The sequence below is a fragment of the Micrococcus sp. HG099 genome (assembly GCF_024723355.1).
In the GTDB taxonomy this organism is placed as follows: Bacteria; Actinomycetota; Actinomycetes; order Actinomycetales; family Micrococcaceae; genus Micrococcus; species Micrococcus endophyticus.
This window is the reverse complement of sequence record NZ_JANQCJ010000020.1, coordinates 15721-27287: the sequence shown is the minus strand read 5'-3', so window position 1 is coordinate 27287 and position 11567 is coordinate 15721. Positions and strand designations below refer to the sequence as shown.

At 73.3% G+C, this 11567-nt stretch carries 10 protein-coding genes; all 10 read right to left on the bottom strand.

All coding sequences use genetic code 11. The annotated features are described in order from the left end of the window. Positions 1-831: MazG nucleotide pyrophosphohydrolase domain-containing protein (locus tag NWP10_RS03385; protein WP_258299891.1), on the bottom strand; the 831-nt coding region annotated here is incomplete at its 3' end. Positions 832-838: 7 nt separating this feature from the next. Continuing rightward, positions 839-2050 (bottom strand): adenosine deaminase, encoded by a 1212-nt coding sequence (locus NWP10_RS03380; RefSeq protein WP_017488007.1) that lies wholly within the window; start codon positions 2048-2050, stop codon positions 839-841. Between the two features lie 24 nt (positions 2051-2074). Then, the gene (locus tag NWP10_RS03375) at positions 2075-2722 is read right to left on the bottom strand and encodes a DedA family protein (protein ID WP_017488006.1); all 648 of its coding nucleotides are present in this window, start codon (positions 2720-2722) and stop codon (positions 2075-2077) included. Positions 2723-2726: 4 nt separating this feature from the next. After that, positions 2727-4061 (bottom strand): thymidine phosphorylase, encoded by a 1335-nt coding sequence (locus NWP10_RS03370; RefSeq protein ID WP_017488005.1) that lies wholly within the window; start codon positions 4059-4061, stop codon positions 2727-2729. A gap of 75 nt (positions 4062-4136) precedes the next feature. Next, the gene (locus NWP10_RS03365; protein WP_017488004.1) at positions 4137-4565 is read right to left on the bottom strand and encodes a cytidine deaminase; all 429 of its coding nucleotides are present in this window, start codon (positions 4563-4565) and stop codon (positions 4137-4139) included. Between the two features lie 3 nt (positions 4566-4568). Beyond that, entirely contained in the window at positions 4569-5873 is a 1305-nt protein-coding gene (locus NWP10_RS03360) for an ABC transporter permease (protein WP_258299890.1), read from the bottom strand. Then, positions 5870-7279 carry an ABC transporter permease gene (locus tag NWP10_RS03355; protein WP_258299888.1) on the bottom strand — a complete coding sequence of 470 codons (1410 nt, stop codon included), beginning with the start codon at positions 7277-7279 and terminating at the stop codon, positions 5870-5872. Before NWP10_RS03355 ends, NWP10_RS03360 begins: the two co-directional genes overlap by 4 nt. Beyond that, positions 7276-8844 (bottom strand): ABC transporter ATP-binding protein, encoded by a 1569-nt coding sequence (locus NWP10_RS03350; RefSeq protein WP_206397548.1) that lies wholly within the window; start codon positions 8842-8844, stop codon positions 7276-7278. The genes NWP10_RS03355 and NWP10_RS03350 overlap by 4 nt, the downstream gene beginning before the upstream one ends. Positions 8845-8967: 123 nt before the next feature. Continuing rightward, positions 8968-10119 (bottom strand): BMP family protein, encoded by a 1152-nt coding sequence (locus NWP10_RS03345; protein ID WP_258299887.1) that lies wholly within the window; start codon positions 10117-10119, stop codon positions 8968-8970. Positions 10120-10271: 152 nt separating this feature from the next. Then, a complete protein-coding gene (locus NWP10_RS03340; RefSeq protein ID WP_017488000.1) occupies positions 10272-11528 on the bottom strand; it encodes an amidohydrolase in 1257 nt (418 codons plus the stop codon). Positions 11529-11567 lie beyond the last annotated feature (39 nt).

The window sequence follows — 11567 nt, the reverse complement described above, 5'->3', positions numbered from 1 at the left end:
GCCCAGGGCGGCCTCGTCGCCCCAGCCGGGGACGCCGTCGTCGGGAGCGACGTGGCCGGCGCGGTGGCCGGAAAGGGGGGCGTGCCGGGCCAGCGGGTCCGCGGGCTGCCGGGCGGCCCGGTCCACGACCTTGGCCGCCGCCGCGAGCGCGGGCAAGCGCGCGGGGATCCCGCCGAAGCCGGGGTCGGCGGCAGGCCCTCCCGCCTGCCCCGCCGTCTCCCCCGCAACCTCTCGCACCCCGCGTTGCGCGCGAGACTCGCCCTGCGAGGTCTCCGCACGCGGCGAGTCGTGAGCGCAACGCTCCGAGGCCTGGTCTGCGGCCGCCCCCACCGCGCCCGCCTGCGCTGCCTCGCCTGACGCCGTCTCCCCCGCCGCGGCGCGCTCCTGCGCCTTGACCTCTTCCCAGGCCAGCTCCACGGCCTCCGGGGTGACCCGCGCCAGCTCCTCGGCCGAGCGCGGGGCGCCCTCGGGGGTGAGCACGAGCGGGTTGCGGCGGACCATCTTGGCGGTGAGGGCGTCGGCGGCGTCCGCCACGCGGAAGCCCGCGCTCGACACGGGGGCGCCCGGCGGCCGGGACACGGCCGCGTGCAGCACCACCTGGAACAGCACGTCGCCGAGCTCCGCGGCGAGCGCCGAGTAGGCGCCGTCGGCCCGCCGCGCGGGCACGTCCGCCCACGCCGCGGCGTCGCGGGCCTCGATCTCGGCCACCGCCTCGTAGGCCTCCTCCACGAGGTACTCGGCGAGGTCCCCGTGGGTGAGCGCGGCCGTCCAGGGGCAGTGGTCGCGCAAAGCCTCGACCACCGCCACCAGACGGTCCACGCTCTCGCTCACGGGAGGATCAGGCGTCCTCGTCGTCCTCGTCCAGCTCCTCCAGGACGGGGCCGGCGTCGTCGCCGGAGATGACCTCGCCCCAGCCGGCCACGAGGATCTCCGCGAGGTCCTCGCGCTCGTCCACGGCCAGGAACGCGGCCTCGGCGGCGTTGAGCTGCAGGTCCAGCAGCTCCGCGAGCGAGTAGCCGAAGGTCTCGGCGAGCAGGTACAGCTCGTCCGTGAGGGACACGTCCGAGACCAGGCGGTTGTCCGTGTTCACGGTGACGCGGAAGCCCAGCTGCACGAGCAGGTCGATCGGGTGGCCGGCGATCCCGGCCTCGGCGTCCACGGCGCCGGTCTGCAGGTTCGAGGACGGGCAGACCTCGAGGGCGATCTGGCGGTCGCGCACCCAGGCGGCGGTCTCCCCCAGGTCGACGAGGCCGGTCAGCTCGTCCAGCTGCTCGCCGTCCTCGTCCACCCCGCCGAACTCCACGGAGATGTCCTCGGCCAGGCGCACGCCGTGGCCCAGGCGCAGGGCGCGGCCGTCCACGAGGGCGGAGCGCACGGAGTCCAGGCCGTCGCCCTCGCCGGCGTGCACGGTGACGGGCAGGTGGTGGGCGGCCAGCCAGGTGAAGGTCTCGGCGAAGCGCGAGGGCGGGAAGCCGGCCTCGGCGCCGGCGATGTCGAAGCCCACCACGCCGCGCTCGCGATGGCGCACGGCGAGCTCGGCGATCTCCTGGGCGCGGTCCGCGTGGCGCATCGCGGTGATCAGCTGGCCCACGCGGATCAGCCGGCCCTGCGCCTCGGCGGCGTCCACGGCCTCGTCCAGGCCCTCCTGGACGGCCTCGACGGCCTCGTCCAGGCTCAGCCCGCCGGCCAGGTGCTGCTCGGGGGCCCAGCGGATCTCGCCGTAGACGACGCCGTCCGCGACGAGGTCCTCGACGAACTCGCGCGCCACGCGGCGCAGCTGCTCGCGGGTCTGCATCACGGCGGTGGTCAGGGCGAACACCTGCAGGTACTTCTCGAGGGACTCGCCGTTGGCGTGCTCGGCGATCCACTCGGCCAGGCCCTCCACGGTGTCCGCGGGGACGTCGACGCCGGCCTCGGTGGCCAGCTCCAGCACGGTGCCGACGCGCAGGCCGCCGTCGAGATGGTCGTGGAGGGAGACCTTGGGCAGGGCGGCCAGGTCGACCTCGAGCGGGGAGGGGGATGCGGTGTCCGGAAGCTGAGTGGCAGTCACGCGCGCCACTCTACGGCAGGGCGCTCAGCGCAGCGCCTCGCCCTCGGCCTGCCGCAGGCCCTTCACCCCGGTCCCCAGGCGGCGGCGCAGCACGGCCTTGAGCGCCCGGTCCAGCAGCACGCCCACGAGGGCCGCGCCGGTGACGGAGACGGCGATCTGCAGCAGGGCGTTGTCCAGCCAGCCGGTGGTCAGGCGCGCGATCATGATCGAGTACGCGGACCACGCGGCGGTGGAGAGCAGGTCCAGGACCACGAACCGGTGCAGCGGGTACCGGATGGCGCCCGCCGTGAGGTTGATGGCCACGCGGCCGCCCGGGATGAACCGGCCGGTGAACAGCAGCAGGGCGCCGTGCCCGTTGAGGTGGTGGCGGGCGACGGCGACCGATGCCCGCACCCGGGGCGTGCGCATCCAGCGGAACCGGTCCACGCCCACCGCGCGCCCGATGGCGTACGCCAGGACGTCCCCGAGGAACGCCCCGGCGAAGCCGACGGCCCACAGCGCCCACAGGGAGAACGGCTGCCCGTCGCGCACGATCGCGGCCAGGGCCACGATCACCGACTCCGAGGGGAAGACGGGGACGATGCCGTCCAGCAGGCACAGCGCAAGGGTCAGCGGCAGCACCCACCACTGCGCCGCCGCGTGGAGGACCGTCTCCTCGACCCACTCGAGCACGGGATCAGCCGATCCGGTCCAGGATCGCCGACCGGTCGCGCAGGGTGGCCGCCTCGGCCTCGCCCTTCTCCGCCACGGCCCAGCCGCCCTCCAGGGCCGCCTTCGCGCGGGCGAACCGCTCGGGGGTGTCCGTGTGCAGGGTCATCACCTTCTGCCCGCGGGCCACCCGCTCGCCCGGGCGCACGTGCAGCTCGACGCCGGCGCCCGCCTGGACGGGCTGGCCCTGGCGTTCGCGCCCGGCGCCGAGGCGCCAGGCGGCCAGGCCCACGGCCATCGCGTCCAGCTCGGCGAGCACGCCGTCGGCCTCCGCGACGACGTCCTCGGTGTGGGCCGCCGTCGGCAGGTCCGCGCGCGGGTCGCCGCCCTGCGCCTCGATCATGCGGTGCCACACGTCCATCGCCTTGCCGTTGGCCAGGTTCTGCGCCGGGTCCACGTCCGTGACCCCCGCGCCGGCGAGCATGGCGCGGGCCAGCTCCACGGTGAGCTCCACGACGTCGGCCGGGCCGCCGCCGGCGAGCACCTCGACGGACTCCCGCACCTCGAGGGCGTTGCCCGCGGTCAGGCCCAGGGGCACGGACATGTCCGTGAGCAGGGCGACGGTGTCCACGCCGGCGTCCCGGCCGAGGTCCACCATGGTGCGAGCCAGCTCGCGCGCGGAGGCCTCGTCCTTCATGAACGCGCCGGAGCCGCACTTCACGTCGAGCACGAGCGCGCCGGTGCCCTCGGCGATCTTCTTGGACATGATCGAGGAGGCGATCAGCGGGATGGCCTCCACCGTGCCGGTGACGTCGCGCAGCGCGTACAGCCGCTTGTCCGCCGGGGCCAGGCCGGAGCCGGCGGCGCAGATCACGGCGCCCACCTCGGAGAGCTGGCGCATCATCTGCTCGTTGGTCAGGTCCGCGCGCCAGCCGGGGATGGCCTCGAGCTTGTCCAGGGTGCCGCCGGTGTGGCCCAGGCCGCGGCCGGAGAGCTGCGGCACGGCCACGCCGTAGGAGGCCACGAGGGGGGCCAAGGGCAGGGTGATCTTGTCCCCCACGCCGCCGGTGGAGTGCTTGTCCGCGGTGGGCAGCACCCGCCCGTCCGGGGCGGTGAGGCCAGAGAAGTCCATGCGCTCGCCCGAGACGATCATCGCGTCCGTCCACCGGGAGATCTCCGCGCGGTCCATGCCGTTGAGCAGGATGGCCATGGCCAGGGCGGACATCTGCTCGTCCGCCACCACGCCGCGCGTGTAGGCGTCCACCACCCAGTCGATCTGCTCGGGGCTCAGCGTCTGGCGGTCCCGCTTGGCGCGGATCACCTCGACGGCGTCGAACGGCTCGGCCTGCTGCTGCGCGGTCATTCCTGCTCCTCGTGGGTCGCTCTCGGGTGGGTCGCCGCCCGGGCGGGATGGTCCAGGGCGGCGAGGCCTCCGACTCTATCGAGCGGCGGCGCGCTCCAGGTCCTGCGGCCCGAACGCATCGGGCAGCACCTGCCCCATGGTCCGCTCCCCCGCCGGGGTGAGCAGCACCATGTCCGGGGCGCGGAACTCGTGGAGCAGCTGGCGGCAGCGGCCGCACGGCATGGTGAGCACGCCCTGCCCGTCCACGCACACGAACGCGGCCAGCCGGCCGCCGCCGCCCATGCGGAGGTCCGCCAGCAGGGCGCACTCGGCGCACAGCGTCAGCCCGTAGGAGGCGTTCTCGATGTTGCAGCCGGTCACGAGCCGGCCGTCCTCGGTGAGCGCCGCGGCGCCCACCCGGAACCCCGAATACGGCACGTAGGCGTGCTCCGTGGCGGCCAGGGCCGCGGCCCGCAGCCGGTCCCAGTCCACGCGCGGCGCCGTCGTCGTCCCCTCCGCGGCCATCGACTACTCCTTCACGTACGGGACGCCCGAGGCGGCCGGGCCGCGCGAGCGGCCCACGAGGCCGGCCACGGCGAACACCGTGACCAGGTACGGGAGCATCGCCATGAACTGGCTCGGCACCGGGGTGCCGAGGATCGCCAGCACGTACTGCATGTTGGTGGCGAAGCCGAAGAGCAGCGCCGCGAAGAACGCGCCGATCGGGTTCCAGCGGCCGAAGATCACCGCGGCGAGGGCGATGAAGCCCTGGCCCGCCGTCATCTCCTTCGAGAAGGAGGAGGAGGCCACCAGCGTGAAGAACGCGCCGCCCATGCCGGCCACCGCGCCGCCGAGCAGGACGGAGAGGTAGCGGGTGTGGTTGACGTCGATGCCCACGGTGTCCGCGGCCTTGGGGTGCTCGCCGACGGCGCGCACGCGCAGCCCCCAGCGGGTGCGGAACAGGGCGAACCAGAGGAGCCCGACGATCAGGTACATCCCGTAGCCGAGGATCGTCTGGTCGAAGAGGATCGGGCCCAGGATCGGGATGTCCGCGAGGAACGGGATGCGGATGTCCTGGAAGTGCGGCGGACGGTTCAGGCCCGAGCCGCCCGTGAGCACCGTGGAGAACAGGAAGCTCGTCAGCCCGGCCACGAGCACGTTGAGCACGACGCCGACGATCACCTGGTTCACCAGGTACTTGATGGAGAACACGGCGAGCAGCCAGGAGACCAGAACGCCGGAGAGAATCGCGGCGACGAGGCCCGCCCACACGGAGCCGGTCAGCGAGCCCACGACGGCGGCGGTGAACGCACCGGAGAGCAGCTGGCCCTCGATCGCGATGTTCACCACGCCGGAGCGCTCGGCGAGGATCCCGGCCATCGAGCCGAAGATCAGCGGCACGGCCAGGGCGAAGGAGCCGGCCACCAGGCCGGTGAGGAACACGGTGGTGTTGTCCGCCGAGCCGATCACCCAGATCAGGAACGCAGCCACGAACGCCACCGCGAACACGCCGGAGAGCCAGCCGGGCACGCGTCCCGTGCGCAGCGTGGTGAACCAGGCGAGAACGGCCAGCACGAGCATGAGCACGGCCAGCAGCCAGCCCCACAGCACGGGGTCGGCCTTGAGGTCCGGCAGGGCGACGGCGTCGCCCGGGGAGGAGATGCGGAACGTCGCGGTCTCGGACGGCGCCCCCAGGGCGAACAGGCCGAGCGCGAGCAGCGCGAGCAGGGACAGGACGATCGGGGTGGTCCAGTGGCGGACCACCACCTGCTCCGGGGCGGCCGCCTCGAGGCGGACGGCCGGGCTCTGGCGGGCGGGGACGGCGGTGCTCATCGGTCCTGCCCCTCCTTCTCGTGGTGACGGTCGGTGCAGGAGGCCGCGGGGGCGCCGACGGCCGGGGCGGAGGCGGCGCCGGCGGCGGCCTCCTGGACGGACTCGGCCGGGACGGCGGACTGACCGGAGGCGCCGGTGACGGCCGCGCCGGCCACGGTCGCCTGGGTCACGGGGTCCGCGGCGCGGCGGGCCCGGGCCGCCCCCGGGGAGGGAAGGCGGAAGATGGTGCGCACCAGCGGCGGGGCCGCGATCAGCAGCACGATGAACGACTGGACCACGAGCACGATGTCGATCGGCACGCCGGTCTCGGTCTGCATGGTGACGCCGCCGGCGCGCAGGGCGCCGAACAGCAGACCCGCGAAGAGCACGCCCACCGGGTGGGACCGGCCCAGCAGGGCCACGGTGATCGCGTCGAAGCCGAACGAGCCGGCCACGGAGCCGTTGAGGGTGCCCTCGGTGCCGGAGACGTGGGCCATGCCGGCCAGGCCGGCCAGGCCGCCGGAGATGGCCATGGCGGCCACGTAGGCGCCCTTCACGGAGATGCCCGCGGTGCGGGCCGCCGCCGGGTTGGCGCCCACCGCGCGCAGTCGGAAGCCCAGGGTGGAGCGTTGCAGCAGCCACCAGGCGAACGCGGTGGCGAGCAGGGCGACCACGAAGCCCCAGTGCAGGCGGAAGCCGTCGCCGAGCATCCGGGGGAACATGGCGGTGGCGGGCAGCGATTCCGAGATCGGGTTGGTGCTGCCGGGCGCGCGGAGCACGGGGGTGTTCAGCAGGTACGCCAGCAGGTTCACGGCCACGTAGTTGAGCATGATCGTGAGGATCACCTCGTGCGCGCCGGTGAGCGCCTTGAGCACGCCCACCACGGTGCCCCACAGCACGCCGCCGAGGACGCCCATGATCAGCACGAGCAGCAGGTGCACGCCGAAGGGCAGCTGCAGGTGCACGCCGAACCAGGTGGCGAACATGGCGCCGAAGATGAACTGGCCCTGGCCGCCGATGTTGAACAGGCCGGCGCGGAAGGCGATCGCGATGCCCAGGGAGATGATGATCAGCGGCGTCGCCACCGTCAGCGTCTCCATCAGCGGGTACAGCATGCCGCGGGCGGTGGAGGCCTCGTAGTTGAAGATCGCCCCGCGGAAGAGGGCGGCGAAGGCCTCCGAGAAGGCGGTCCAGGCGGCGCCGAGCAGGTCGCCCGGACGGGCGAGGAAGTAGCCCGCGGCCTCCTGCACGTCCTCATCCGTCGCGATGATCAGCAGGCCGGAGACGAGCAGGGACAGCAGGATCGCCAGGACGGTGACGGTGCCGTTGCCGGAGAGGATCCGGCGCAGGGCGGAGTCAGACTCCACGGGGGCGGTCCGGGCGGTGCCGGGCGGGTCCGCGGGCTTGAGCGGTGCGGCGGTGCTCACGGGCGCTCTCCTTCCGGGGTGGGGCGGGCGGGGGCGGGGTCCGCGGCGGCGCCGGAGTCGGCGGCGACGTCGGGGAGCTGGCCGGCCATCATCAGGCCGAGGTCCTCGCGCGAGGTGTCCCCCGGCACGATGCCGACGATCCGGCCGTGGTACATCACGGCGATCCGGTCTGCGAGCTCGAGGACCTCGTCCAGCTCCGTGGAGACGATCAGGACCGGGGTGCCGGCGTCGCGCTCGGCGATGATGCGGTCGTGGAGGAACTCGATCGAGCCCACGTCCACGCCGCGCGTCGGCTGCGAGGCGATGAACAGGCGCAGCCCGTCCACGAGCTCGCGGGCCATGACGACCTTCTGCTGGTTGCCGCCGGAGAGGGAGGAGACGGGGACGTCCACGCCCTGCGTGCGGACGTCGAACTCGACCACGCGGCGCTCGGCGAGCTCGCGCACCGCGGCCGTGCGCATCTGCAGCGCGGTGCCGGCCGGGGCCACGTCGAAGCGGTTGAGCACCATGTTCTCGGCCACGGAGAACGGGCCCACGAGCCCGTCCGTGGAGCGGTCCTCGGGCACGAAGCCGACGCCGGCCCGGATGATCTGGCGCGTGGAGCGGCCCACGAGCTCGTTCCCGTCCAGGGACACGGAGCCGGTCGCCTTGACCAGGCCCATGATCGCCTCGGTCAGCTCGGTCTGTCCGTTGCCCTGCACGCCGGCGACGGCGAGCACCTCGCCCTGACGGATGCCGAAGGACACCGAGTCCAGCAGCACCTGACCGGTGGGCGAGACCACACGCAGGTCGCGGACGCGGAACGTCTCCTCCCCCAGGTCCGGCGCAGTCTTGCGGCGTTCGAGGACGACGTCGCGGCCCACCATGAGGGCCGCCAGCTCGGAGGCCTCGGCGGTGGGGTCCGCCGTGCCGACCACGCGGCCGCGGCGCAGCACGGTGATGTCGTCCGAGATCGCCTTGACCTCGCGCAGCTTGTGGGAGATGAACACGATGGCCGTGCCGTCCGCGCGCAGCTGGCGGATGATGCCGAGCAGCTCGTCCGTCTCCTGCGGGGTGAGCACTGCCGTGGGTTCGTCCAGGATGAGGATGCGGGCGTCCCGCGTGAGGGCCTTGATGATCTCCACGCGCTGCTGCACGCCCACGGGCAGGTCCTCCACCACGGCGTCCGGGTCCACGTCGAACCCGTACTGCTCGGAGATCTCGCGGATCCGGCGACGGGTGGACTCGAGGTCCAGCACGCCGGCACCGCGCGTGTGCTCGTCGCCCAGGGCCACGTTCTCGGCCACCGTGAACACGGGCACGAGCATGAAGTGCTGGTGCACCATGCCGATGCCGGCGCGCATGGCCTCGCCGGGGCCGGAGAAGCGCACGGGCTCCCCGTCCAGCAGGATCTCGCCCTCGGTCGGCTCGTAGAGGCCGAACAGGACGTTCATCAGGGTGGACTTGCCCGCTCCGTTCTCGCCGAGCAGGGTGTGCACCCTCCCGGACTCCACGGTCAGGTTCACGTCCTCGTTCGCGGCGAAGGTGCCGAAGCGCTTGGTGATCCCGCGCAGTTCGAGCCTCATCGGTGGCCTCTCGTCATCTCTGCGTTCGCTCGTGCTGGTCGGCGCCCGTGAGCCGGGCGCCTGCACGGCGCGGGGCCGGTCCGGAACGCGTCCGGGCCGGCCCCACGGCCGTGGCCGCCCTGGTCAGGAGGCCGGGGAGTACTCCGAGCCGATCTTCAGCTCGCCCGAGATGATCTGCTCCTGGAGCTTGCCCAGCTCGTCCTTCATCTCCTGGGAGACCTTGTCCTCGAAGTCGTGGAACGGAGCCAGCTCGACGCCCCCGTTCTCCAGGGTGCCCACGTACGGGTCGGAGGAGAACTCGCCCTTGAGGTCCTGGCCGATCACGTCGGTCACGGACTGGCCCATGTTCTTCACCACGGAGGAGAGGATGACCTCGCCGTCCTCGGTGGACTCGTAGCCGTCCGAGTCGACCCAGATGACCTTGACGTCCTTGCCGCCCTGGTTCGCCTCGCGGACGGCGTCCAGGGTGCCCAGGCCCACGGGGCCGGCCACCGGCATGACGATGTCCGCGCCCTCGTTGATGAAGTTGGCGGTGTTGGTCTTGCCGGCGTCCTGGTTGGAGAAGTTGCCGATGAAGGAGCCGGTCTTGGACTCGGTGTTCCAGCCCAGGACCTTCACGTCGGTGCCCTTGGTCTCGTTGTGGTGTGCCACGCCGCGGGCGAAGCCGTCCATGAAGATGGTCACGGTGGGCAACTCGACGCCGCCGTAGGTGGCGACGGTGCCGGTCTCGGTGGTGCCGGCGGCCAGGTAGCCGGCCAGGAAGGCGGCCTGCGCGGTGTCGTAGGTCAGCTTCTGCACGTTGTCCGTGAAGTCGCCGTCCGTGACGTCCACGCCGAAGAAGTGGGTCTCGGCGTTCTGCGCGGAGACCGGCAGCATCGCCTTGCCGAGCATGAAGCCCACGCCGAACACGGCGTCGCACTCCGCGTTCACCATGGAGGTCAGGTTCGGGGTGAACTGGCTCGCGTCGTTGGACTCGGCGGTGGCGATCTCGATGCCGTACTGCTCCTCGGCGGCCTTGAGTCCCTCGAAGGAGGACTGGTTGAAGGAGCGGTCGTCGAAGCCGCCCTCGTCCGAGACCACGCAGGCCTTGTAGTCGCCGTTGTCCGAGCCGGCGGCGGGATCGGCGGAGACGGAGCCGGCGGCCGGGGAGGTCGAGCCGGACTCGGCCGGCGGGGCCTCGCCGCACGCGGTCAGCAGCAGGGCGGAGGCGCCGAGCACGGCGGCGGGGAGCAGGAGACGACGGCGGCCCTCGGCCGACGGGGTGGCGGTGCCCATGGGGGTCCTCATTTCGGTGACACGATGCGGGATGCGCGGCCGAGGCGGCCGCGAGGGACGAGTCGGCCCCTCGGGACACGCCTGCGCCCTGCTACTCGGGAGTTTACCCAATGTTGCGTTGGGTCACACCGTGCCGTCGGGAACCCGCGGGGTCAGTGGCCCTCCTCGCCCACGAGCACCTGCAGGGCCGCCGCGGCGAACACCCGCATGCCCACCCCGATGGCCCGCTCGTCCGGGGTGAAGTCGCCGCGGTGCAGGTCGTAGACCGGCCCGCCGGGGGTGCGCGTGCCCAGGCGCAGCATCGAGCCGGGCACCCGCTGCGTCATCCACGCGAAGTCCTCGCCGCCCATGGACTGCGGGGTGAGCTGGATGGCGCGCGCGCCGAGCTCGCGGCGAGCCGCGGTCTCGATCAGGGCCGTCTCCGCGTCCGTGTTGTGCACGGGCGGCACGCCGCGCACATGCTCGAGCTGCACCTGGACGCCGTAGGGGGCGGCCACCTGCGTGACCACCTCGTCGAGCAGCTCGCCGGCCTCCTCCCACACGTCCGCGTCGAGGCAGCGCATGGTGCCGGCCAGGTAGCCGGTGTTGTCGATGGCGTTGGGGGCGCTGCCGGCGGCGATCTGGCCCCACACCACGGACACCGCGGAGCGCACGTCGATCCGGCGCGAGAGCACGGCCGGGACGTTCACGGCGATCTGGGACAGCGCGAAGACCATGTCCTCCGTCAGGTGCGGGCGCGAGGTGTGGCCGCCGCGGCCCGTGAGGGTGATGCGGATGGTGTCCGCCGCGGAGGTGATCGCGCCGATGCGCGTGCCGATCGAGCCGACGTCGACCGCGGGGTCGCAGTGCGCGGCGAGGATGCGGGGCACGCCGTCGAGGATGCCCTGGCGCAGCACGGAGAGGGAGCCGCCGGGCAGCCGCTCCTCGGCGGGCTGGAAGATCACGCGCACGGAGCCGCGGGCCCGCTCCCCCGCCGCGCGCAGGGCCGGGTCCGCGGTGGCGCCGCGCAGGATCCGCCCGATCACGAGCGCCGCACCCGCCATCACGGCGGTGTGCATGTCGTGGCCGCACGCGTGGGTCACGCCGTCGTTGACGGAGACGTACGGCAGCCCGGTCTCCTCCTCGAGGGGCAGGGCGTCGATGTCCGCGCGCAGGGCGAGCACCACCGGGCCCTCGCCGATGTCCACGTACGCGCCGGTGGACTCCATCCGCACCGGGGAGAGCCCGTAGCCGGTGAGCAGCTCCATGATGCGGTCGGTGGTGCGGTACTCCTCGTAGGAGAGCTCCGGGTGCCGGTGCAGGTCCCGGCGGAACGCGACGACCTCGGCCTCCAGCTCGGCCACCACGGAGGCCACGGAGGGCAGGGAGGCCGGACGCTGGTCGGAGAGCACGGAGTCGGAGGTGGTCATGGCCCAGCACCCTACTCCGCGGGCACCCTCCGCGACGCG

Coding starts and splice junctions, on each gene's coding strand:
- NWP10_RS03350 (WP_206397548.1), bottom strand. CDS start 8,844: ATGAGGCTCGAACTGCGCGGGATCACCAAGCGCTTCGGCACCTTCGCC.
- NWP10_RS03345 (WP_258299887.1), bottom strand. CDS start 10,119: ATGGGCACCGCCACCCCGTCGGCCGAGGGCCGCCGTCGTCTCCTGCTC.
- NWP10_RS03360 (WP_258299890.1), bottom strand. CDS start 5,873: ATGAGCACCGCCGTCCCCGCCCGCCAGAGCCCGGCCGTCCGCCTCGAG.
- NWP10_RS03340 (WP_017488000.1), bottom strand. CDS start 11,528: ATGACCACCTCCGACTCCGTGCTCTCCGACCAGCGTCCGGCCTCCCTG.
- NWP10_RS03370 (WP_017488005.1), bottom strand. CDS start 4,061: ATGACCGCGCAGCAGCAGGCCGAGCCGTTCGACGCCGTCGAGGTGATC.
- NWP10_RS03365 (WP_017488004.1), bottom strand. CDS start 4,565: ATGGCCGCGGAGGGGACGACGACGGCGCCGCGCGTGGACTGGGACCGG.